At 47.0% G+C, this 22,523-nt stretch carries 20 protein-coding genes; 12 read left to right on the top strand and 8 right to left on the bottom strand.

Annotation, left to right across the window (positions count from 1 at the left end):
- Positions 1-3: 3 nt before the first annotated feature.
- Positions 4-1,458: an aminodeoxychorismate synthase component I gene (gene pabB / locus E0D71_RS09120; RefSeq protein WP_133002996.1), complete on the bottom strand. Its 1,455-nt coding sequence runs from the start codon at positions 1,456-1,458 to the stop codon at positions 4-6.
- A 69-nt stretch (positions 1,459-1,527) separates the two neighbouring features.
- On the opposite strand from pabB, the gene E0D71_RS09125 reads away from it, so the two are divergent.
- The 5 genes from E0D71_RS09125 (at position 1,528) to E0D71_RS09145 (ending at position 4,749) form a co-directional block, all read left to right on the top strand.
- Entirely contained in the window at positions 1,528-2,394 is an 867-nt protein-coding gene (locus E0D71_RS09125) for an alpha/beta hydrolase (protein WP_133002997.1), read from the top strand.
- 141 nt (positions 2,395-2,535) lie between these two features.
- The gene (locus tag E0D71_RS09130; protein ID WP_133003345.1) at positions 2,536-3,045 is read left to right on the top strand and encodes a GspH/FimT family pseudopilin; all 510 of its coding nucleotides are present in this window, start codon (positions 2,536-2,538) and stop codon (positions 3,043-3,045) included.
- On the top strand, positions 3,042-3,401 hold the full coding sequence (locus tag E0D71_RS09135) for a hypothetical protein (protein ID WP_133002998.1): 360 nt from the start codon (positions 3,042-3,044) through the stop codon (positions 3,399-3,401). The genes E0D71_RS09130 and E0D71_RS09135 overlap by 4 nt, the downstream gene beginning before the upstream one ends.
- Positions 3,394-4,305, top strand: a complete 912-nt coding sequence (locus tag E0D71_RS09140; protein WP_133002999.1) for a hypothetical protein — start codon at positions 3,394-3,396, stop codon at positions 4,303-4,305. Before E0D71_RS09135 ends, E0D71_RS09140 begins: the two co-directional genes overlap by 8 nt.
- The gene (locus E0D71_RS09145) at positions 4,306-4,749 is read left to right on the top strand and encodes a hypothetical protein (RefSeq protein ID WP_133003000.1); all 444 of its coding nucleotides are present in this window, start codon (positions 4,306-4,308) and stop codon (positions 4,747-4,749) included. It begins immediately after the preceding gene.
- Positions 4,750-4,781: 32 nt separating this feature from the next.
- Here E0D71_RS09145 and E0D71_RS09150 read toward each other — a convergent pair whose 3' ends face one another.
- On the bottom strand, positions 4,782-5,045 hold the full coding sequence (locus tag E0D71_RS09150; protein ID WP_133003001.1) for a PP0621 family protein: 264 nt from the start codon (positions 5,043-5,045) through the stop codon (positions 4,782-4,784).
- 72 nt (positions 5,046-5,117) lie between these two features.
- On the opposite strand from E0D71_RS09150, the gene E0D71_RS09155 reads away from it, so the two are divergent.
- Entirely contained in the window at positions 5,118-6,755 is a 1,638-nt protein-coding gene (locus E0D71_RS09155) for an NAD+ synthase (protein ID WP_133003002.1), read from the top strand.
- A 109-nt stretch (positions 6,756-6,864) separates the two neighbouring features.
- Here the strand turns inward: E0D71_RS09155 and E0D71_RS09160 are convergent, their stop codons facing one another.
- Together E0D71_RS09160 and E0D71_RS09165 are read right to left on the bottom strand one after the other, a co-directional pair.
- On the bottom strand, positions 6,865-7,944 hold the full coding sequence (locus tag E0D71_RS09160; RefSeq protein WP_133003003.1) for an FAD:protein FMN transferase: 1,080 nt from the start codon (positions 7,942-7,944) through the stop codon (positions 6,865-6,867).
- Positions 7,945-8,067: 123 nt separating this feature from the next.
- Positions 8,068-8,559, bottom strand: coding sequence for a cytochrome b/b6 domain-containing protein (locus E0D71_RS09165; RefSeq protein ID WP_165942977.1), 492 nt, complete (start codon positions 8,557-8,559; stop codon positions 8,068-8,070).
- A gap of 255 nt (positions 8,560-8,814) precedes the next feature.
- Between E0D71_RS09165 and rluF the strand changes: the two genes are divergently transcribed.
- On the top strand, positions 8,815-9,861 hold the full coding sequence (rluF, locus tag E0D71_RS09170) for a 23S rRNA pseudouridine(2604) synthase RluF (protein WP_133003005.1): 1,047 nt from the start codon (positions 8,815-8,817) through the stop codon (positions 9,859-9,861).
- A 19-nt stretch (positions 9,862-9,880) separates the two neighbouring features.
- Here rluF and E0D71_RS09175 read toward each other — a convergent pair whose 3' ends face one another.
- The 3 genes from E0D71_RS09175 to E0D71_RS09185 all read right to left on the bottom strand — a co-directional run bounded on the left by E0D71_RS09175 (position 9,881) and on the right by E0D71_RS09185 (position 15,618).
- Positions 9,881-11,506: a Na/Pi cotransporter family protein gene (locus E0D71_RS09175; RefSeq protein ID WP_165942978.1), complete on the bottom strand. Its 1,626-nt coding sequence runs from the start codon at positions 11,504-11,506 to the stop codon at positions 9,881-9,883.
- A 315-nt stretch (positions 11,507-11,821) separates the two neighbouring features.
- A complete protein-coding gene (gene mdoH / locus E0D71_RS09180; protein WP_243712004.1) occupies positions 11,822-13,942 on the bottom strand; it encodes a glucans biosynthesis glucosyltransferase MdoH in 2,121 nt (706 codons plus the stop codon).
- Positions 13,924-15,618: a glucan biosynthesis protein G gene (locus E0D71_RS09185; RefSeq protein WP_133003007.1), complete on the bottom strand. Its 1,695-nt coding sequence runs from the start codon at positions 15,616-15,618 to the stop codon at positions 13,924-13,926. The genes mdoH and E0D71_RS09185 overlap by 19 nt, the downstream gene beginning before the upstream one ends.
- Positions 15,619-16,066: 448 nt before the next feature.
- Between E0D71_RS09185 and E0D71_RS09190 the strand changes: the two genes are divergently transcribed.
- From E0D71_RS09190 to E0D71_RS09210, 5 genes are all read left to right on the top strand, one after another.
- Positions 16,067-17,308, top strand: coding sequence for a paraquat-inducible protein A (locus E0D71_RS09190; protein ID WP_133003008.1), 1,242 nt, complete (start codon positions 16,067-16,069; stop codon positions 17,306-17,308).
- A 64-nt stretch (positions 17,309-17,372) separates the two neighbouring features.
- Positions 17,373-19,016 (top strand): intermembrane transport protein PqiB, encoded by a 1,644-nt coding sequence (pqiB, locus tag E0D71_RS09195; protein WP_133003009.1) that lies wholly within the window; start codon positions 17,373-17,375, stop codon positions 19,014-19,016.
- 12 nt (positions 19,017-19,028) lie between these two features.
- A complete protein-coding gene (locus tag E0D71_RS09200) occupies positions 19,029-19,622 on the top strand; it encodes an ABC-type transport auxiliary lipoprotein family protein (RefSeq protein ID WP_133003010.1) in 594 nt (197 codons plus the stop codon).
- A 27-nt stretch (positions 19,623-19,649) separates the two neighbouring features.
- Complete coding sequence (locus E0D71_RS09205) at positions 19,650-20,132, top strand: GNAT family N-acetyltransferase (protein WP_133003011.1); 483 nt, start codon at positions 19,650-19,652, stop codon at positions 20,130-20,132.
- Positions 20,133-20,260: 128 nt separating this feature from the next.
- Positions 20,261-20,863 (top strand): glutathione S-transferase N-terminal domain-containing protein, encoded by a 603-nt coding sequence (locus E0D71_RS09210; RefSeq protein WP_133003012.1) that lies wholly within the window; start codon positions 20,261-20,263, stop codon positions 20,861-20,863.
- Between the two features lie 89 nt (positions 20,864-20,952).
- Here E0D71_RS09210 and hydA read toward each other — a convergent pair whose 3' ends face one another.
- Positions 20,953-22,392 (bottom strand): dihydropyrimidinase, encoded by a 1,440-nt coding sequence (gene hydA, locus E0D71_RS09215; protein WP_133003013.1) that lies wholly within the window; start codon positions 22,390-22,392, stop codon positions 20,953-20,955.
- Positions 22,393-22,523 lie beyond the last annotated feature (131 nt).

The raw sequence follows: 22,523 nt of genomic DNA on the forward strand, positions 1-22,523 counted from the left end.
GGCCTATTTTAAAAAATCATGTTCAAGAGTATGAGTTAATTTACCTACTTTGGTAAAGGTTTCTTGGTACTCTTCTTGATATTTAGAGTCAGCAACGAGCCCACCGCCAGCCCAACAATGGATGCGCCCACGGTCTGCAACCAAGGTCCTAATGGTGATGCTGGAATCCATTTGACCGTTAACGCTGAAGTAGGCAATGGAGCCGCAATAAACAGAGCGCTCGTGAGGTTCTAACTCGTCAATAATTTCCATAGAACGAATCTTGGGCGCGCCTGTGATTGAGCCGCCTGGGAAACTTTCATGGAACACGCGAATGGATTGATCCAACCCTTCAATTCTTCCTTCCACGGTCGACACCAGATGGTGAACGTTGGCGTAGCTTTCTAAGGCAAATAATTTGGGCACTTTAATGCTGCCAGTAAGGCAGGTGCGACCCAGATCGTTGCGTAATAGATCAACAATCATCAGGTTTTCGGCGCGGTCTTTCTCGGAGGCCAGTAAGGTGTCTGCGTTGGCTTTGTCTTCTGCTGGTGTCTTGCCGCGGGCAATGGTGCCTTTAATCGGTTTGGATTCGACCCGTCCTTGTTCACACAGCAAAAAACGTTCCGGTGAGTGGCTTAAGATGGCTTGTTGTTCACCCATCTCCATAAACGCTGAGAAGGGCGTTGGGCAAACTTCTCGTAAGCGCAGGTAGGCGTCCATGGGATCGCCAGCATAATGGCTGGAAAAACGCTGGGCCAGATTTACCTGATAGCAATCTCCAGAGAGAATGTAGTCTTTCACCGTGTCAAATTTGGTTTTGTATTCAAGCGCCGTCATATTAGAAACAAAGGGCGTTTTTAACACAAAACGCGGGCGACTTTGCGGTTCAATAGGGTCGCTGTTGAGCGCTGCAGGCGGGTTGAGAGACAGCGCCTTATTGATCTGCGTAAGCAGACTTTTTTCTTCTTGAATTGAACACCAAGGCGTAATAATAAGCTCGGTTGTGCTGCTGGTATGGGAGGAAACAATGCTCCAACCATAGAGGCCAACACTGAGTTGATCCAAGCTGATGTCGTGCAGCACGTTATCGGGCAGCGTTTCGACATAATGGCCGCATTCGTAGCCATAATAGCCCAGTAGACCGCCGGTAAAAGGCAGATCTTTGGGGGCATTTTTCGCCCATGGCTCTTGCGTGCTGAGCGTCAACAATTGCTCAAGTGTCGACAAAGGGGAATCGCTGTCGGTTAACGTATAAAGCGGTGTGTCAGCTTGGTCGTCACGCCACTCAATATGGTAGGCACCTTGTTTGGCATAGATTCGCGCCAGTGGGTTTGCCACCAAGATATCAAACTTAGTGTCAGGGAAGGCGTGGTGATTGCTGTCCAATAAAGCGGGATAAGGCAGCGCCCGTAGGGCTTGGTATAGAGAAAGTAAAGAAGCCTGATAGGGCAGTGTTATCCGTTTTATTTCTGGCATAATGGAACCACGATTTCAAAAGTTTACAATTGTAGTCCTTTAATAAGGGCGACCACAGGGTTATTACAAGTGTCTGACGTACATTTTCTTAGTTTATTTAACAGTCGTATTGCCTATCGCCTTTATGAAAATAAAGACGCCACCACAGATCGCCACTGCTTATTGCTTCATGGCGCAGGTGTGGCGGGCGAAATTACCTACTCGCCGATACTTCCTTATTTCACAAATTGGCGTTGGATGCTGGTGCCTGACATCAAGGGCATGGGGGAATCGTTTCATCTGCATGGCAAAGAAGCCCCTGTCACCATCAGTGAGTTAACTCATGATATAGAAGCCTTGTTGGCGCATCTTAATTGGCAGGATTTTGATGTGGTGGGGTATTCATTAGGCGGCTTAATTGCGTTGAACCTAAACCATCGCCGAGTGATCTCAGGACATTTGCCAGTCAAAATGGCGTTGATGGAGCCCGCCTCCTTGGATCGAGAAGATTTGAATGCGCTGAGCGAAGTGCGCAAAAAGTACCGTCAAGCTTCGAGCATCATTCGTGAAACCGGTGATGTTGAGCAAGGGGTCGCGCACTTTATGGACGGCGTTTCGCCAAATCGGCGTAAGCATCCGGTGGCTGAGGCAACCACGCAATCGCGGTTGGCGCATCGCCCCCATGGTTTTTCTTATGCCTTAGACGCGGTCACCAATCATGTGGATGTGTTAGCGCAAGCGCCGGAGCACAGAGACGCCATGATTCGCTCTGCGAAAGAGGTGTTTTTGTTTTCTGGAGAGCTCAGCAGTGAGCAATTAAGAGAGCATTATCAAAAGCTGAGTGAGCAGTTTCCTGGCTGGCAACATAAGGTGATGAGCGCGTGCGATCATTCATTGCCGTTCCAAAAACCAAGACAAATTGCGAATCATATTAATCGATGGTTTGCTTTGAACTAGATTTTTCGCCTGAGGTGGACTGTAATAAGAACACAGGAAGCAAGACTGAGTAAGCAGCAAAACACTAAGGATGGTGTGATCTTGTTGTCAGCGTAGTCGTGGCTTTCTGAATGTATAAAGGCTAGAAACAGGGAGGTTTCTATGCAAAACAAACAAGGCTTTTCACTGCTTGAAGTGATGTGTGTGCTCGCTATTTTGAGTTTGCTTGCGGTTATCGGCTCTGGGTTTATTATCCAGAAAGCGCAAAGAAATGAAGACAAAGCGGTATTACTAGACGATGTTAAAAATCTGAGTAATGCCCTGCAAGAGGCGCGTTTATTGGCCATACAGTCAGGCGATAGCAGCTATGTCTGTGGTGGTGCAGATTGCAGGGGGAACTGGTCGGACGGCTTTGTCGTGATGCAGACAGAGCAATTTGGTGGCCTGTATCGCCGGGTTGTCTTTGATCATGAAGTCAATATTGCTTGGCAAGGTTTTCCCGCCAATAAATCTCGCATAACGTTTCTGCCTACGGGCTTATCCAGCTACCAAAATGGCACCTTTCTTTTCTGTTACCTCGATTGGCACACCCGCTTGGTTATTAATCAAAGCGGTCGTTTTTATGCCTCAGATATTGTGGATGTGAGTGACAGTGATGGGGCCTGCTTATGAGTCGCGGTTCTCTTTCGTTGCGCTCTTCCAGCGGTGGTTGGATCACTTTGGAGATTATGTTGGCTTTGGTATTGCTGTCGGTGGTGATGCTTGTGCTAGAGCGTCAATCTGCAAGGCAATGGCAAACGCTGCAACAAGGAGAGCAAGTCCGTCAGCTGCGTGACAATGCCGCAAAGCAAGCCTTAATGGTGCAGCTTACGGGTTCTGAGGCTTGGTTAGACTCTGTCTACTCTTCTCGGCAGGGGCGTTATCCGGTCTGTGAGCCGTGCACAGGCGTAGAGTTTTCAACCTGGTTTGGCGCCACCCAGCACAGGGTTTCCGCCAAGGTGCAAGCGTTGGTGCCAGCGGATGAATGAGCAGCGCAAACCCCTTCCACAATCAAGGTTAGCTGGCAGTATCTTGCTAGAGTTAATGCTGGTGTGTGCGCTGTTGGCAATCCTTTTGCCTTTGCTCGTGTCTCCTTTTTGGCAACTCCAAAAACGCCATTCTCTTATCCTGACGTATCTTGACCAAGCCAAATACCAAACGGCATTGGGGGCGCAATTCACCGCCCATTGGGCGCGATTGTTGCCCGCAGGGTGTTACCTTGATAGCACACTAAGCCTCACCATAGGGTCAGCTCAAAATGTGCCTGTGCGTTTATCTCAGCGCTCAATGTCGAGTCAATCGGATTGGCTAGAGGGGATGGATTACGGCGCGTGCCGAGTGTCATTAGACTCCATTCAAGCGCCTCTTATCACCAGCAATGATTGTGACTTAAACGTCGGTGAGTTAGTGCGTGTTGCAAGTTGTGAAGCCAGTGTGCAAGCGCAAGTGACGCAGGCGACGGATCTTGCGGTGCGATTTGATTTATTGGGCAACTCAGTGCTTGAGCAAACGGGAATACTCGAAACCAGAATGCCATTTTATTGGTATGTGGGGGAAGGCAAAAACGGTCAGCAAGCGTTGTGGCGTACGCCGACAGTAAGTGGCAATTCATTAGAGCTTTGGTCGGGGGTGATGGCTTTATCAGTGTCGCCCTTGCTGGATGAGGATCAGGATGGCTTGGTGGACACCATCGACTCTCGTTATGGGAGCTATTCGTTGAGCAAGGTACGAGCCTTGTGGGTGGAATACCTCTATGAGTTAGAGCCATGCCAGGCGGCGACACAGATTCCGTTGGCTCGGCAATATCAGACGTTACGCGGTGAGCGCTGGGAATACCTAGCGCCTTGTCAGGGCGTGGCTAATCAAATCATTGTGCTTAATGGATTTGGCTGAATGGCGATGACAAAACACAGGTCTTTACAGGGTTGGGTTTCTCTGCCTATTTTGGTGTTATTGATCACAGTCGCTGGGTTGTCATTGGCTTATCAGCAGCGCTTAGAAGCGCATTTTGTGTTTCGTTCGACGCTTGATTCGCTCACCAAAAGCACGCAGTTGTGGCAGGCTTTTGAGGGTTCACTGGTCGCATCGGTTGATTTTTCATTGGCGACAGAAAGTCTGTGCCAAGGATTTTGCCCATTAACGTCCAATGCCTACATGGCCAACGCGAATGTCTGGCGTCATGGCGAAGATGTTCTGATGTATCAGTGGCGTTATTACAGCCATGATGAAAATCGGCGTTTTTATCGCTTGTGCGCACGCCACCAGCAGCAAAATTATTGCTGGTGGTGGCAAGAACACAGACTCATCAGTCGAGGTTTTGTTAATACCACCAACTAGAAGGTCATCAGCAGTAGGCGCTCTTTAATAACTTAAGACGACGTTTTGTGGAACGCTTGTAAATGCTCTTTGCTGCAAAAAGCATTGGCATCTTGGTCATGAATCGCATGGGACTTTGGCACATGGGTTTTGCATTGTTCACAGCGAACCATACTTTCTTGGTTTTCCTGCTTCGTGGTATTAGCAGGAGAATCAGGCTTATTTGATAGCTTCGCGCGTTGAAAAGCGAGCACTTGGCGGTATAACCACCAGCCAATTGCGAAAATAGCAATAAAAACGATCAATCGGACGATCATATACTTTACCTAGGTTGGGTAATTCCAGACAATAAAGGCATATTCTAACAGAGTTAACGAGATAGCAACTGTATGACATTACGAGTAGCAATGGCCCAGCTGGATATGCTGGTCGGCGACATAGCAAAAAACACACAATCTGTGATCGATTCGGCACACAAAGCCCGCGATAACGAACAAGCGGATGTGATTGTTTTCCCTGAGTTAACCTTAACAGGCTATCCACCAGAAGACTTATTGCTGCGTCCCAGTTTAGACCCTCGCATCGAATCTGCTCTGCAACGCATTCTAGATGAGGTTCATGACATTTATGTTGTCGTGGGTTACCCAAGACGCATTGATGGTGAATTATTTAACTGCGCAGGGGTTATCTATCAAGGCGCCATGTTGGCGGAATACGCTAAGCAAAAACTGCCCAACTTTTTGGTGTTTGATGATAAGCGTTATTTCAGCGAAGGCCGTGAAGCGGGCATTCTTGATATTAAAGGCGTGAAAGTCGGATTAAGTATTTGTGAAGATATTTGGCACCCAGAGCCGATTGCTCAAGCAAAGGCGGCTGGCGCCGAATTGATTCTTAATCTGAACGCATCGCCTTACCACATTGAAAAAATGGGCGAGCGTGAAGCGTTATTACACCAACGCGCCACTGCAGTCAGCTTGCCGATTGTCTATGTGAATTACATGGGCGCGCAAGATGAGTTGGTGTATGAGGGTGGCTCTTTTGTGGTGAACGCAAAAGGCGAAAAAGTATCACAAGCCCCTTGGTTTGAATCGGGTTTATATTGTGTCGACTTCATTGTTGATGAGACCCAGCCTAACAAGGTTGAGCCTGTCGCTGGCCCGATTGCGCCCGCGTTAGATGTTGAAGCCAGTGTGTATCAAGCCATGGTGTTGGGCTTGCGTGATTACATTGAAAAGAACCGTTTTAAAGGCATAGTGTTGGGCTTGAGTGGCGGCATTGATTCTGCGTTGTCATTGGCCGTTGCGGTGGATGCGATTGGTGCAGACCGTGTTCAAGCGGTCATGATGCCATACACCTACACCTCGTCTATCAGCTTGCATGACGCAGAAGAAGAAGCAAGGCTATTAGGCGTGAAATACAGTGTATTGCCGATCGAACCTATGGTGTCTGCGTTTAGTGATGTGTTGGCGCCAGAATTTGAAGGGCTTGGAAAAGACACGACGGAAGAGAATTTACAGGCACGTACGCGCGGTGTGGTGCTCATGGCCATATCGAATAAGAAAGGCTTGATGGTGTTAACCACAGGAAACAAGAGCGAGATGGCGGTTGGCTATGCGACCTTATATGGTGACATGGTGGGCGGTTATTCTGTTTTGAAAGACGTGTTTAAAACCTTGGTATTTAAGCTGTGTCGTTACCGTAATACTCTGGGCTATGTTATTCCTGAGCGTGTTATTACTCGTCCGCCGTCTGCGGAATTAGCACCGGATCAAAAGGATGAAGATTCTCTACCAAGCTACGATGTGTTGGATGAGATCTTGCGCATGTACATCGAACAAGACTTAAGCGCTGAAGCGATCTTGGCGACCAATCAATTTGATCGTGATACTGTGTATCGGGTGCTGCGTTTGGTGGATGTTAACGAGTATAAACGCCGTCAAGCGCCGACAGGGGTTCGAGTAACAGGGCGTGGCTTTGGTCGCGATCGTCGTTACCCGATTACCAACGGTTGGCACATTGGCGAGTAATGTTACGCGATGAGCGTTGTTTCGCATAAAAAATGGCCGCGTATTGCGGCCATTTTTTTTGCGTTGCATTTTTGAGTAAATAAACACGCTATAGCGCTAATTCACTGTGCTATTTTTTGTCGCTTTCGAAAGTCACGCGAGGAGAGTCTGCTAACGTTTGGCTGCTGGAGTTGACCAATTTGCCTGCTTTGTTTTCGATAAAGAACACTTCTAAGTTCTCTTTTTTGGCAATGTTAGCGCCTTCTTTTTGACCAAGACACAACATGGTGGTTGCCCACGCATCGCTGACTCTTGGGTCGGTGCCAAAGACAGAAGCCGACACCAAATCGTGGGCGACAGGCTGCCCTGTATTGGGGTTAAGAATGTGTGAGTATTCTTTGCCATTATCATCAAAATAGTGGTGATACGTGCCTGAAGTGTCTAGAGAAACGCCACTTTCATCATTGATGGTGACTATTTGGTAAGGGGTCGGATTGCCGTTGTCTGAGATCGGACGCTCAACCGCGACACGCCATTTATCGCCGTTTGGCTTGTGCCCTTTGATTTTCATGTCGCCGCCAAACTCAACCAAATAGTTGTTCACGCCTTTGGCTTCTAAGACCTGGCTCAGCTTGCTGATGGTATAGCCTTCGCCCATGGAGGAGAAATCGATTTGCAAGGCTGGGATGGTTTTACGAATGCGTTTGCCGGTGTCGTCGACTTCCAGCTTGTCCATACCAAGATCCGCTTTGGCGGCGGCTAATTCTTGTTGGCTTGGCACATGGAGCGATTCTTTTTTGAAGCCCCATAAATCAAATAAGGGGCCTATGGTTGGGTCGTAACAACCGCCAGATTTTTGGTTGATGTCTTTGGCGATATGGATCAGCGCGATAAAATCGTCTGAAGCGGCTTGCCATGCGGTAGAGCTGCTGTGATTAAACTCTGAAATGTAAGAGTCATTACGCCAAGTAGACAGCTCTTTGTCGATTTGCGCTAGCGTATTGTTAAAGCTCGTTTTAACGTCGGCCACTGGCACCGACGAATCGGACCAAAAACTGATATGGTAAGTGGTGCCTTGAGCGTACCCTTCGACTTTTTCGATCTTAGGTGGTTGACTGCAGCCGCTTAGCATTAACGCCGTAGCCAGTGACAAGGCGCCAACGCGTAACGCTGCGGGAAGAGAAATTCGTGACTTGGTTGCCGTTAGCATGAAATGAAATGTCCATTCAAAATTAAATCTGCGGGCAGTTTACCAATAGCCTCAAGCTAACTCCACTTTGGCGAGTCTTTTTGTGTTTTTTATCCCTATCATAATGCGTTGATTAAGCCATTATCATGAACGTCCGAGCATGCGAGTTAATATTCTGTCTTTAAGGACGTAATGGTGAAAGAGGGCGGCCGCGGCGTGTAAAAGCACAATAATCATCATGGCGTTTATGGTAACAACATGGACATACCCTAGTTGATCTAGGTTGAAATACCAGGCGAGGGCGCCCAAAGCAGGAACAAGCAACATGAGCAAATACAACAGCTTGTGCGAGTAGCGTGATAGCGTGTCTAGCCATGCGTTGCCTGTGCTTATTTTCTCAGGCTGTTTGCTGATAACGCGGACAATAATTCGAGCCACAACCAAGGCCAAAATACTAAGGCCTACATAAATATGGAAGTTTTCTACCCAGTTTGTTGGGCTGTTACTGTCCTTTTGGTGAGCATCAAAATAACTCGGCATATGATCACTAATGAAATAATTAGCGACGATTAAGGTGGCAATAAGCCAGTGCAGTATTATTTGTAATGGGTTGTAGGATGGTATTGTCTTTGACATGCTGGGCCTCTTCATCGGATCGTTATGCACTGACGCCAGTCTATTGCCCTTATGAACAAAAAAAAGTGAATAGTCGCGATGAAAAGAACGCTTTTTTAAACGCATTTATACAGTTTATTACGCCTCAATCCCCTATAATCCGTGTGCAAATTTTATCTCTTCCCACTGCGCTGTTAGACTGGCGGTGTAGAGTGTACTGGCGTTACTTTGACCCCATTCCACAGTGATTATTAAGAATTTATAAGACAACTATTTATGCTGAATCTTTCAAACACAATCCGTTTAAATAAATACATTAGCGAAAGTGGCATTTGCTCCCGTCGAGACGCAGATCGCTTTATCGAACAAGGCAATGTGTTTATTAATGGCAAGCGAGCAAAAATAGGGGATCAGGTTGCACCTGGCGATACGGTCAGAGTTAATGGGCAATTAATCGAACCACAAGATGCGGAAGACTTTGTCTTGATCGCGTTGAATAAGCCCGTTGGCATTGTCAGTACGACGGAAAGTGCCGAGCGTAATAACATAGTCGATTTTGTTAAACACGGTGTGCGTATCTTCCCGATTGGTCGTCTTGATAAGGACTCCCAAGGGCTTATCTTTTTGACGAATAACGGCGACCTAGTCAATAAAGTACTGCGCGCTGGCAATAATCACGAGAAAGAGTATCTGGTGACGGTGAACAAAACCATCACGGATGACTTTATCAGCGGTATGGCGAATGGCGTGCCCATCTTGGGCACCATGACGAAAAAGTGCCAAGTATCAAAAGAATCTAATAATGTGTTTCGCATCACTCTGGTACAGGGCTTGAACCGTCAGATTCGTCGTATGGCAGAGCATTTTGGCTATGAAGTCATGAAGCTTGAGCGCATTCGTATCATGCACATTGGTTTAAAAGGTTTGCCAGTGGGTGAGTGGCGGGACTTTACTCAAAAAGAAGTAGAACTGCTGTCTAAAGCCATCGAGGATTCGTCTTCTGAGTCATCCCAGCCGGCTAAAAAAACGTCTTCTGGTGCTCGAAAATCCTCTTCTAAAACGAAGAAAACCCCCGGCCCTAGAGCTAAAACGGGCGCCTCTCCAGGCGGTCATGGCAAACCTGGTGGTAAGCCTAATCGTCCGAATGGTGCTTCTAAAACGCCGAACACCAAACATAAGCGTCCTGGGGAAAATGGCCCAGCCAAAGGGGGCAGACCAGGACAAAGACCCAAGCCTGCCGGTTCCAGACCTGGCGCTTCAAAACCCGCTGGGTCTAAGCCAAATGGCAAAGGCGCTCCACGCAAACCAAAATCGTCTCGTTAAACAGAGAGGCTGACTAAGGTCAGCCTTTTTCTTGTTTGTGGCGTTTTAAAATAGGGTAGGCGGTGGAGACGAGTAAAGAGCATAAACGCTGTAAGTCTCGCAAAATATCCATGTGAATTTGTGAGGACGCAAGCGTCGCAGGCACTTGATCTCGAATCCGACGCGTATGCTGTTCTCGACAAACCGCGATTTTATTGCGATAGACGTGTTTTGCATCGACCAACTCGGTCGCTAAATCTGGACTTTTTGACACATAAACCGCTTGTGCCAAACGAAAGATCTCGAATAATTCAGAGAATAAAGTGTCTAATTCTCGCTCTCCTTGTTCTGAAAAATGAATGTGTTCTTTGTGTTTTTTCCGTGCCAGTACCATCAAGCTGGCGTCAATTATGTCGCCTACGTGCTCTAAATTAGTGACGAAACTAAAGGCATCTTGCCAGCTGCTTTGCTCTTCTGATGCGCTCTTAATGTTTTCAATGGCCGCCAAATAGTAAGTCACTTCACGGTGTATTCGGTCAATGTCATCGTCCAGTTCTTTTACTCGATTAATGTGTTTGCCATTGGTAAAGGTTTTGGGGGTGCTTTCTAGCATTTGATAAGCGATGTCGGCAATGCGCAGTGTTTCGTTGGTGACATTGGCAATGGCTCGAGTTGGGTGTTGGATATCATCTTGTGACAAATACACCGAGGTCAAAGGCTTGTGAGTATCGTTTTCTGTGTCATTCGGCGAGACGTATTTTTTTAATAATTGCGCCCAGAAAGGCAACATAGACAGAAACAGAACGCCGTTAATGGCATTGATAAGAACATGGAAGGCCATAGGGGAATCTAAGCCAATGTCGGCCAGCGAAGGGCCGCCAGATTCTTGAAGGTAGTAAATCAGCAAACCAATAATGACCGCACAGGTACGAATCACCAGGTTGCCAATGATCACCAAGCGGCCTTTTGCGCTGAGTCCCCAGCCTGAACTTAATGCCGGCAGAGCGCCACCAATATTGGCGCCTATAACCATGATCATCGACATTTCTAAAGAGATGGCACCGTCAGTAACAAGGTGCGCAATAATCAGAATAACGGCGAGGCTGGAATGCACCAACCAAGTAAAGAGCGCCACCAAAAACAGGGTGAGCAGGGTGTCATGAGCCAAAATACTGGTCAGGTACGTCATTCCATTGCCGGAACGCATGTCGGCGGTGCTTCTTGCAATCAAGGATAAGGCGAGCAAAAGCAGGCCAAGGCCTAAGCAAATTCGCCCCCAGTATTTGTGTTTTCGTTTGGACGATTTTTGAAAGCTGACGTAACCAATTAAAAGCAGCAAAGGCGAGAGCGCGGACAGGTCAAAGCTCAATAGCATCGCCATTAGGCTAGAGCCAATTTCGGCGCCAACGGCTAAGGCAAGCGCAGGAATAAGCCCTAATGCGCTGGTGGCGACAAAGCCTGCAGCCAAGAGCACGACAGCGGTTCCTGATTGTAAAGCCGCGGCGGCGACACCGCCTAATACCGCTGTCTGCAGACGGCGGCGTGTCATCAGGCGGACGGCATTTTCTAAGTTTTTTCCGTAGGCTCTCTCGAACCCTGTGCGGACCATGCGAATAGACCAAAGCAATAAAGTAATGGCGCCTGCCAATTGAATCAGCTCATACATAGACATTCCCTGCTGTAGGACTAACAAACAGAGTGGTGAAGTACAGTGTGGTTAGTCGTTTATTATTGATTTTTCTACTAAGTTAACAAGATAAGCATGGCTCAGCTTGCTCACTTACGACACTTATTTATCTCACTAATATTTTAAATTAGCTAGCTAAGCGTGAAGAATAGGGTAAATAAAAGCCGTGAGGACAAGCACATATGTGAGAACGAAGGGATAAAAACAATAAACAAAGATGGCGAGGGGAGGAACAATGATAGGAGAGGAAGTAGGGCGCTATGACTGACAATAGCCAGTCATAGCGCCGAAGCGCTAGGCTTGAGGTAGGTATTTCCCCATGGCCAGCATCAAAGACTTATGTTTCAAAATAGCCAAGCATTCGCTTTCTTGAAGGTGCTCGGTAAGCTGCTCCAAGTTCGCACTTTTTTCGATCTGCCATTGTGCACAAATACGACTACGACACAGGGTGTTTTCTTCTTCTTGTGGTAGTTGAGCAAGGTACCAATGATAAAAGTTCACATCGTTGATAAAGCGTTGCAACGCCGGTTGTGTCGCACTGCTGTCATCTTCAATGGCCTGCGCTTGTTTTTCATTGAGTCGTTTTACTATGCCCGTTGGGCGCTTTTCTTGAGACGCTCGAAGCAACATAAACTTGGACAAGAGGTTGCCACGTTTTTCGCCACCGCTTAACCAGGACAGAGGGATAGAAAACACCAAGCCTATGGTAATGGGCAAGGACCAATAAAACAGCGCAGGGCTCAGGAATAACGCGGCACTGGCTAACCCTGCTCCCAACAAAGTATGAGACAAATGGGCGCGAGCAACGGTTTTCCATGGGGTGGCGCCATCGTCTCGAGATTGAGGTTTCCAGCCACTATCGCGGCCTTTTAGCACATCAAAAACGACCAAGAACTGAGAGAACATCAGGATGGGCGCATACAAGGCAGACAAGGCCACCTCAAGTAAGGTGTCTAGCGTCAATAATATGGGCCCACCAAATGACATGCAGCGCTTAGGGTAGAGAAGGGCGCTTAACCAGCCATAGACCTTGGGCGCCAAGACAAGCGCCATAGACAGCTCGAATAATAACAAGGCTTTTTGGAAATCAAACACAGGCCAAGTAGGAAACAGGGAAGGGTTAGAAAAATACTCTGGGCGCACAAAGTGTGCTTGCACGGCAAGAGCAAACCCTACGGCGATCAGTAAAAACCAAAAGACAGCGCTTAGGTACGAGAAAATACCCGAAAATAAATGCACGCGTGTCGCAAAATGAAAGTCTTGCGCCAACAGGAAGGCTTTATGTTGTAGGTTGCCCTGACACCAGCGACGGTCCCGCACCATAACGTCGATCAATGATGGCGGCGCTTCTTCATAAGAGGCCTCCAAATCCATGTCAAAACGCACTCCCCAACCCGCACGACGTAACATGGCGGCTTCCATAAAATCATGGCTCATCACATGGCCACCAAATGGGGCTTTGCCTTCTAAAATAGGCAGACCACACGCTTCGGCGAAGGCTTTGGTGCGAATGATGGCATTATGCCCCCAAAAGTTAGAGGCGGTGCCATGCCATGCGGCTAAGCCTGAGGCATAAACCGGCCCGAAACACTGGTTAGCAAACTGCTGAATGCGGCTGTATAAGGTATTCGCTTTGATGATGGTTGGCAGAGTTTGTATGAGGCCAAGACCAGGCTCAGCGGCCATGCGGCGAGACAGACTAATCAAACAGTCGGCACTCATTAAGCTGTCAGCATCTAGCACAATCATACTTTCATAGCGTGCGCCAAAGCGAGTCACCCATTCGGCGATGTTACCGGCTTTACGCTCGTTGTTGTTATGACGACGGCGATAATAAATAGGGCAGCCTTGATCTTCATGGTTCAGTAACGGATAGAAGGTGTGTTTTTCTTTAATACAGGCGTCTGAGCGGTTGCTGTCACTGAGAATAAAAAAGGCAAATTTACCGGGGGCTTTCTCCAATAGATCATCGTGCATGGCTTCAATGCTGGCGCGGATTCGAATCGGATCTTCATTGTAAACCGGCAATAAAATGGCCGTGACACCTTCAGGTTCTGCTTCTTTCACTTTGCGAGAAAATGGCCAAAGGCGGCATAAAAAGCCAATGCTTGCTTGGGAAAAGGCAAATGAAATCCAAGTGAAGTTAATGCAAAACAGCACTAAAAATGCCCACTGCAAGCCTGCAATGGCGTTGGTATTTAGTACGGCGTACATTTCTGTCGCACCGTACCAGGTGAGGCCAAGAGTAATGCTGATCACGCACAAGCGAGCTAACAAGGTGCGCAGCAGGAAAGGCTTAACCAGCTTTTTAGCCTTCTGACGAGGCTCATTCACCGCATGGCGCGGCATATCTAGTGGCGCTTCGTGCGGCAAGGCTAGACGTTCTTGGGGAGTCATCATTTTTGTTTCAACCATCGATATAACCATGTAGAAGCAATTGATTGATCATTTTCTTTCAGCTGTACGCGCAATTCTGCAACATCAGCTTCTTGAGGATCAAACGTAACGTAGGCTCTAACACCATGAATGTGAGGATTTTTTACCACGCGGGTTTTTACGATTTTTCCCCGACTAGTACTCGTGTCTACCGTGATTTTATTGATGTCTTTGATTGCTAGGTTGCTGTAATCAATCAATATTTCACGGTAGTTGTTCCCAGGTGACACTTCTTTAGCGCTGCGCACTATATGCGGTTTTCCGGCCAAAGTCGGCGTGTCATTGGGCCAAGTCAGTTGGTATGAGTAAGTGTATGGCGTGTCTTTCTTAAGGCCATCTTTTGGCTGCCAATAGGCAACAATATTGTCGTTGTCTTTTGAGTTAGAAGGAATCTCTACTAATTCAATGTGACCTGCCCCCCAATCGTTCAGCGGTTTAATCCAGCTTGATGGGCGATCTTGGTAGTCATTGTCTAAGTCTTGATAGTCACTGAATTTATTATGGCGTTGAATCAAGCCAAAGCCTTTTGGTGAGGTGTCAACAAAGGCGCTGATTTGCAGGTTTTTAGGGTTGTTCAGAGGGCGCCATAACATTTCGTCGTTGCCCGTTTGGATCTGTAGGCCATCTGAGTCATGGAGTTCTGGATGATAATCAGGGCGATCCGAGATGTCTAAAGAACCGTCATACATAAACATGGAAGTCAGCGGTGCTAAGCCCACATGTTTAATATCAACGCGTGGGAATAGGGTTGCTTGAACATCCACTCGTGTTGGAGCCCCAGGGTAGATGCCAAAACGAAACGCACCGGTGACACTTTTGCTGTCGAGCAGAGCGTGAACCACAATGGCTTTTTGTGTGACAGAAGGGCGCTCGATCCAAAAATGTTTAAAGCGTGGGAATTCTTCTCCCATCGGTTGCGCCACATTTATCGCCAAACCGCGAGAAGACAATCCGTAACTCTGTCCTTTCGAAATAGCGCGGAAATAGCTGGCGCCCTGAAAGACGATGAACTCATCATTTTCGTCGCTTGAATTGAGTGGATAATGAAGGCGCAGCCCCGCGTATTTACCTGCTTTAGCGATCATGTCGTCAATTTCTTGAGTCGGTGTGGTAAATGACGACGCGGAAACTTCTAGAGGAAAGCCGCGACCATTTTCAACCACATCGATAGACACCAAATCTTTGTATAAATAGCCTGGTGCAAACAGCTGGATGGAAAACGGCGTCGGTGTATTCCCCCACACGGCCTTGTTTTGCTGAAAATCTATTTTTTGATAGGTTGCTGCGTCTAAGTTGGTTAGCATTTCAGGTGCGACATCAGGGGCAACCATGGGAGATTTAGCCAGATTTCTTGCAATATCGATCACAGTTTGGGAAGAAAAGGGATAATCTTCCTTCGCGTCTTTTTCTGTCTCCTTAACTGACTTAGTATCCTTTTCAGCAGAAGACTGGGCGCCTTTCTTTTCTATTTTCTTTGCTGACGTGGTTGCGTCCTCTGTTGTTTTAACGAGGTCGTCTTGTGTGTCTTTTATTTGTGGGGTCACCACAAGGTTTTCTGGTTTAGGGGTTGCCACGTCATTTTCTGCTTGCGCAAAGGCGCTTAATAGCAGAGAGGCAACAATGAAAAAGAATTTAATAGATGTCGAATTATGCATAGTAAAAAAAATGAGCTCTAAATAAACAGACAGTACTGAGTATAAAACCTGGTTCTGAATGTTGTGGTTTTTATGAGCCTCTGACTCCTTGAGAATCTCTTTTAATATAAAGCCTTATGATAAAGCTTTCATATTTTCATAGTGAGTTTTTGGCGTCCAAGAATTGAAAAGATTTTGTGACCTTGTTTCCTTTTTTTGCAGACAAAGTGCAAGACGCATCCTTTTTTTTAGGCTAATTTACGCTGTGAAAAAAATGAACCTATTTGTGAGGAAAGTATCAAAAAAGTTAAAAGAAAGTGTGTGCGAATTGATCGATGTTTAAAATGCCATTTTAACGTCGCGTTTTGCTTTTAGATATGTGTGTTTTTCGAACTATCTTTCATAACTTGCTGTCATCTCACTGGATGGAATACATTACCTTGAACGCGTTTTATTTTTTAGGAAGGGTATGAGTCGCTCAGAATTTAACGAATATGCCACAGTCTGTGATGAGTGTGACTGGGTGAATGACATTCCCCCCATGGCGTCTGGTGATCTTCTGTGCTGTTCCCGCTGCGATCATCTATTGGTGCGCTTGCCGAGTAAAAGACTGGAAAAAATCTTGGCCTATGGTGGCTCGGGTTTATTAATGTTGGTGTTGTCGCTGAGCTTTCCTTTTTTGAGTTTTTCTACCTCAGGAATAGGTCGCACTGTGACGTTTTGGCAAAGCATGTCTGTGTTATTAGATCAGCATTTTACGTTTCTAGGCGCATTATTGGTGTTTGTGCTTTTGGTGTTGCCTGCGTGTTATTTACTCAGTGCGGTGATGCTGGCTTGGCTTATTAAAAAAAGAAGAAACAGAATAGTGCAGCGTTTGTGCGCACGCATTACCACGGTCATTCAACCTTGGTTAATGGTGGATGTGTTTTTAGTCGGTGTGCTTGTGGCATTGGTAAAAATGCAAAGCATGGCGGATATTGGTTTTGGTTTATCTTTTTGGTCGTTTTGTGGCTACGTGCTGTGTTTATTGAAAACCGTTTCGTTAATGAATCGCCGCTGGCTCTGGAATCAAGTGGCTGGTGCGGCGAAACCTCAGCCTTTTAGTGGTGGCTCTGCATTATCTCAAGGGTTGGTTGGGTGCCATTTTTGTGGTGCGCTGGTCGCCGATGAGTTGGGCCATTGCGGTCGTTGTGGGCACAAAACTCACAGTCGAAAACCCGCCAGCGTACAAATGACAATCGCCTTATTGATAGCCGCCTTATTGATGTACCTTCCTGCAAACCTGCTGCCTATTATGGACACCACCTTCTTTGGTGTCAGCGAGCCCTCGACCATCTTAGGCGGTGTGTTCCAGCTTTGGGGAATGGGCTCTTATCCTATTGCGATTATTATTTTATTGGCGAGTGTGTTCATTCCCATTGCCAAGATTCTCTCTTTAGGGTGGTTATGTTGGCAGTTGCGTTTTTCTTCTCGCCATTCAACGACACAGAAATTGAAACTGTATCGCCTTACAGAGTGTGTGGGCCGCTGGTCGATGATTGATATTTTTGTGGTGGCGACATTGACCGGTTTGGTGCAAATGGGCGGGCTTATGTCGGTGGTGCCCGGCGCGGCGGCGTTGTCGTTTGCTGGGGTGGTTATTTTAACCATGCTGGCCGCAATGTCCTACGATTCACGGCTGTTGTGGGACCAAGAAGAGCGCGCGAGTTAGGCAAGTAGGGCGCAACAGTCATTAATAGTGAGCAAGTGTTACTAATGAACAAGGGGAATAAACGTTGAGTGAGTTACAAGAGAACAGCCAGTCGGTACGCAAGGTACGCTTCAATTCGATTTGGCTTGTTCCTTTATTGGCCCTAATCGTAGCGGGTTGGATGGTGTATCAAAATTGGTCGAGTGAAGGCCCAGAAATCACCTTGATCGCCTCTAATGCAGAAGGGTTGGAAGCCGGGAAAACCAAGATCAAAGCACGCAATGTTGATATTGGTACCGTGACTCGCATTCGCCTTAGTGCAGATTACAATACGGCGATTATTTCTGTGCGGATGAACAAAGACACCGACAATATGTTGCACCAAGACGCTAAGTTTTGGGTGGTCAAACCTCGTGTTGGCAAAGAAGGCATCAGCGGTTTAGGCACCTTGTTATCCGGAGCGTATATTGATATGGAGCCCGGCTCTAATGGGGACATCAAGTCTCAATTTCATGTGCTTGAACAAGCGCCCCTGTCGACGACAGAAGACAAGGGGGTGCGTGTCATACTCGATAGCACAGACAACTCAAAACTGGACGTTGGCACCGCTGTGCATTTTCGTGGTTACGACGTGGGTTATATTGAAAAAGTGGGTTTTGACACGAAAGCTGGGGCCATTACTTACCAAGTCTTTATCAAGGCCCCATACGATGCGTTGGTAAACCGCGCCGTCGAATTTTGGATAACCCCAGGCATTGCATTAAAAAGTTCGGCCCAAGGGGTGGAAGTACGCGTTGACTCACTGGAAACCTTATTATCTGGGGGCATCAGTTTTGGCTTGGTTCATCATCAGAGAACAGGCAAAGCGGTGGAAGATTTAGCCAAATTCCATTTGTATAAATCCAAAGAAGCTGCGCAAAATCAGTATTTTAATCAATTTATTGAGTATGTCTTTTTATTCAACTCTGACATCAGTGGCTTGGCGGCTGGTGCCCCCGTGGAGTTTCGAGGCATCCGCATTGGTACCGTTGAGCAAGTGCCTTTCACAGGTCTTTCTATGGTGGCGTTAACGTCATTGAAGCAGTCTGCGATTCCTGTATTGGCTCGTATTGAACCTCAGCGTTTGAACAATGGGGACAAAGACCTCACGTTACAAGAATGGGAAGCCTTGCTTCAAGATCGAATTGACAGTGGCTTTCGAGCGACGCTGAAAACGCGTAACTTTTTAACCGGTGCTAAGGCGATTAATATCGATTATTACCCTAATGCTAAGATTGAGAAAGCACAAAAAGTGGCGGGCATAGACGTCTTTCCTGTGACCAATACTGGCTTCTCAAGCATCGAAAAGAAAGTGACTGAGATACTCGATAAATTGGCGAAAGCACCCGTTAATGAAAGTTTGCAGAGCATTAAAAATACCATGAGCAATGCCAACGATACCTTGGCCTCGATGAAAGACGTTTCTGTACAAGTGGACCAGTTGATAAATCAGCCAGGGATACAGAAATTGCCTAAAGAGGTAATGACGACCTTGAATCAAGTGTCACGTATTCTAGAAGCGTATCAAACAAATGGTGAAATAGGGTTGCCGATAAAAGACAATCTAACGGCGTTGGAAAAGTCGTTAAACGAGCTTCAGCCATTATTGCGACAGCTGAGAAATAACCCAAATACCTTAATTTTTGATAAAAAATCGCAGCCAGATATACAACCTAAAGCCGCACAGTAAAAGGAAAGAGATATGAAACGTCAGTATTTATCGGCTTTAATGGTCATCTGTTTATCTTGGTTATTGGCAGGGTGTGCCAGCACTGCGCTGCCGAGTAGTGAATATTTGTTGATGGACAACACGCCTAAAATGGTGATCAGTGATCCTAAAACTCAGGTCAATATTCAGCTCATGCCAATTCAGGTGGCAGATTATTTGGCAGGCAGCGAAATCGTTTTACTGTCTAAGCAAGGCGAAGTGCACCGCTCTCAACAAAATTTATGGGCTGAGCCATTGTCTTCGCAATTAAATCGCTTAACGATGCAGGGCTTAATTCAGCGTTTACCGGCCGCAAACTGGTATAAAGGGCACAATACTCAGGTGTCGAATCTGCTTAAATTAAGCATAGAGGTAGACGCCTTTTATGGAGGGTTAGATGGTCAGGTGTATGTGTCTGGACGTTGGACATTGTTCTCTGAAACTGGGCAAATTATTCGTTCCCATGGGTTTATGGTAAAAGAAACATTGAGCGAGAATGGTTATTCCGCCTTGGTACAAACGTTGGCGTCTACTTGGTTCCAAAAAGTCATAGACCCGATGGCAAAAAGCATTACAGACGCGCTTTAATGTTTACGTATTAACGGGAAAAATTGTATGGCGGTTAGTGTATTAAATGCCTCTTCATGGTCAGATATTCAGCGGATCCAACAAGCGGCTTATGTTGAGTCTCTGCATGAAGAGTGTGAAGTACTGAAAAGTAAATGGCAGGCCTCTCCAGACACTTGTTTTCAGTATCGCGATGAGACTGGGCGCATTGTTGCCTATTTATTGACCCACGCATGGGGATCGTCTGCAGCGCCAAAATTACACGATGCGTTGCCTGAGGCTTGCGCTGGTGATCAGTTGTTTGTCCACGATTTAGCGGTCTCACCAGAGGCGGCGGGGAAAGGCATTGCAAAAGCCTTGCTAAGTGCTTTTTTCGAGCAAGCGTCTTTAATGGGGTATAGCCGTTTTATGCTGGTTGCCGTGCAAGGGTCAGTGCCATTTTGGGCCCGCTATGGTTTTCAAGTAAAAGAGGTTCCGGTCAGTGAAAGCTACGGCGAAGGCGCACGGCTGATGGTGTTAAGTAAGGAATAATGCGGCTATAGAGCGGGGTGTTTTTGTTCTTTATGTCGTTGGCTATTCCCAGGCAGGGCTTGAGGCGAGTATATTGAGAAGGCATTGTAGATCAATATGTCCGCTTAATAATAAAAAAGGAGAGTGCTATGGAGCTTGTGGTTGGAATGGAATCGACGTGGTCACTAAGGGTTTGGCTGTGCGCTAAAATGGTCAATGTTGACTTGACAGAAACTGTGATTGATCTGTCTTTAGCAGACTATAAAACGACCCTTTATCAGCATTCTCCATCAGGGTTGGTGCCTGCTCTGAAAACCGATTCTCTTGTCATTCACGATTCTCTGGCCATTATTGAATACCTGAATGAACTGACAAAAGGCGCCTTGTATCCCATTTCTCTAGAAGACAGAGCCATTGCGCGCAGTTTGTGTGCAGAAATGCACTCTGGTTTTCATCAGCTACGTCAGCAGTGCCCATTTTCTTCCGCCAACTCAACACCGTTAGAGGTGATTCCAGGCAGTGTGCAAGGCGAGTTGCTCAGAGTGGAAGCGATATTTGCTCAAGCCGAAGGGCCATTTATGTTTGAGCGCCCTAGTGCGGTGGATGCGTGTTACGCCATTTTGGCGTATCGGTTGCAACAATACGGTGTGTATTTAACCGGCGATGCAGGAAAATATCAGCAGAGCTTGTTGCAATGGCCATTATTAAAAAGTGCCATTAAGCAGGCGCAACAATGGCGGTTAAGCGCTTAGTTAAGCTTTTATCCGATAACGGGTTAAGCAAAGAAAAGGGCACTTACCCAGTGCCCTTTGTTGTTTCTAGAGTCTTGCTTATGCGCTGGTTAGCGTTGCACGCACTGCGGTTTCGCTCGCTGTTGGCGCTTTTTGAGCGCTTCGTAAAAAGGCGCATAGGTTGGTCTGTCTATGTATTTTCCATCGCCAGATTGCGCCAGCAATTTACCTTCATGCCAAGCAAGAGCACCATTACAGATGGTGGTTTCTGGAATGCCATGAATCGTCATGCCTTCAAAGATACTGTGCTCAATATTTGATTGGTGAGTTTTCGCTGATAGTGTTTTCTCAGCGTTCGGGTTCCAAATAACCAGATCAGCGTCGGCCCCAACGCGAACACAGCCTTTATCTGGGTAAATATTGAAAATCTTAGCGCTATTTGTCGACGTAAGAGCAACAAATTCATTGGGGGTGATCTTGCCTTCATTGACGCCTTTTTCCCATAGCACCATCATGCGCTCTTCGACGCCAGCTGTGCCGTTGGGGATTTGCGTGAAGTTGTCTTTACCCATGGCTTTTTGCTCACTGCAAAAGGCGCAATGGTCAGTGGCTGTGGTTTGTAACGTGCCTCCTTGCACGCCTTTCCATAAGGCATCTTGGTGATGTTTAGGTCGAAAAGGAGGGCTCATGACATGCGCCGCCGCCGTGGCCCAATCTGGGTTTTGGTAAACGCTGTCGTTCACGGTCAAATGCCCCGCTAGCACCTCGCCAAATATCGTATGACCGTGGTCTTTTGCGTAACGAATGGCGTCGACCGCTTCTTCTGTTGAAACGTGAACCAAATACAGTGGCGCGCCTAATGTGTTGGCGATGCTAATCGCACGGTTAGCGGCTTCTCCTTCAACCGAAGAAGGTCGTGATAATGGGTGCGCTTCTGGCCCAGTAATGCCTTGTTCCATTAAAGAATTTTGTAAATGGTACACCAGCTCCCCATTTTCTGCGTGAACGGTAGGCAAGGCCCCTAATTCAAGGCACTTGGTGAAGCTTGCCACCAAGATGTCATCGGTCGCCATAATGGCATTTTTGTACGCCATAAAGTGCTTAAAGCTGTTGACACCATATTGCTTAACCAGGGTCTCCATCTCTTTTCCGACACTGTCATCCCACCATGTAATGGCCACATGAAAGGTGTAATTTGAGTGGGCTTTTTGGGCCCATTCACGCCATTGATGATACGCTTCTAATAGGGATTGCTGAGGGTTAGGAATAACAAAGTCAATAATACTGGTGGTGCCGCCAGCTAACGCGGCTCGGGTGCCGGAAGCAAAATCGTCTTTGGCGACCGTGCCCATAAAAGGCAGTTGCATGTGAGTATGAGGGTCAATACCACCTGGCATAATAAGTTTACCGGTGGCGTCTAAAAGGGTTGCGTCTTGAGGTGGCGTGAGCTGTTGGCCAATTTCGACGATTTTGTTTCCTGAACACAAAATATCAGCTTGGTAAGTTTCTTCGTGGGTGACGATTGTCCCCCCTTTTATGAATAGGCTCATAATGTTGTCCTTTGTTGTGTGTCTTATTGGTATTTTGAGCGTGTTATGTGACCTGTTGCTGATGAAACAGCGGCTAAATAGAGCGTGTTCAGAAGAGCTGCGCGCACGCTACTCTTCTGAACACGTTGCGT

The organism is Marinomonas sp. KMM3893 (genome assembly GCF_004352855.1).
Classification (GTDB): domain Bacteria; phylum Pseudomonadota; class Gammaproteobacteria; order Pseudomonadales; family Marinomonadaceae; genus Marinomonas; species Marinomonas arenicola.

Bases quoted from the DNA above. Each gene is read 5' to 3' on its own strand.
- E0D71_RS09185 (WP_133003007.1), bottom strand. From the start codon at position 15,618: ATGCATAATTCGACATCTATTAAATTCTTTTTCATTGTTGCCTCTCTG.
- E0D71_RS09155 (WP_133003002.1), top strand. From the start codon at position 5,118: ATGACATTACGAGTAGCAATGGCCCAGCTGGATATGCTGGTCGGCGAC.
- E0D71_RS09205 (WP_133003011.1), top strand. From the start codon at position 19,650: ATGGCGGTTAGTGTATTAAATGCCTCTTCATGGTCAGATATTCAGCGG.
- E0D71_RS09140 (WP_133002999.1), top strand. From the start codon at position 3,394: ATGAATGAGCAGCGCAAACCCCTTCCACAATCAAGGTTAGCTGGCAGT.
- E0D71_RS09145 (WP_133003000.1), top strand. From the start codon at position 4,306: ATGGCGATGACAAAACACAGGTCTTTACAGGGTTGGGTTTCTCTGCCT.
- E0D71_RS09150 (WP_133003001.1), bottom strand. From the start codon at position 5,045: ATGATCGTCCGATTGATCGTTTTTATTGCTATTTTCGCAATTGGCTGG.
- E0D71_RS09160 (WP_133003003.1), bottom strand. From the start codon at position 7,944: ATGCTAACGGCAACCAAGTCACGAATTTCTCTTCCCGCAGCGTTACGC.
- hydA (WP_133003013.1), bottom strand. From the start codon at position 22,392: ATGAGCCTATTCATAAAAGGGGGGACAATCGTCACCCACGAAGAAACT.
- E0D71_RS09190 (WP_133003008.1), top strand. From the start codon at position 16,067: ATGAGTCGCTCAGAATTTAACGAATATGCCACAGTCTGTGATGAGTGT.
- mdoH (WP_243712004.1), bottom strand. From the start codon at position 13,942: ATGGTTGAAACAAAAATGATGACTCCCCAAGAACGTCTAGCCTTGCCG.
- rluF (WP_133003005.1), top strand. From the start codon at position 8,815: ATGCTGAATCTTTCAAACACAATCCGTTTAAATAAATACATTAGCGAA.
- pabB (WP_133002996.1), bottom strand. From the start codon at position 1,458: ATGCCAGAAATAAAACGGATAACACTGCCCTATCAGGCTTCTTTACTT.
- E0D71_RS09130 (WP_133003345.1), top strand. From the start codon at position 2,536: ATGCAAAACAAACAAGGCTTTTCACTGCTTGAAGTGATGTGTGTGCTC.
- E0D71_RS09165 (WP_165942977.1), bottom strand. From the start codon at position 8,559: ATGTCAAAGACAATACCATCCTACAACCCATTACAAATAATACTGCAC.
- E0D71_RS09210 (WP_133003012.1), top strand. From the start codon at position 20,261: ATGGAGCTTGTGGTTGGAATGGAATCGACGTGGTCACTAAGGGTTTGG.
- E0D71_RS09175 (WP_165942978.1), bottom strand. From the start codon at position 11,506: ATGTATGAGCTGATTCAATTGGCAGGCGCCATTACTTTATTGCTTTGG.
- E0D71_RS09200 (WP_133003010.1), top strand. From the start codon at position 19,029: ATGAAACGTCAGTATTTATCGGCTTTAATGGTCATCTGTTTATCTTGG.
- E0D71_RS09135 (WP_133002998.1), top strand. From the start codon at position 3,042: ATGAGTCGCGGTTCTCTTTCGTTGCGCTCTTCCAGCGGTGGTTGGATC.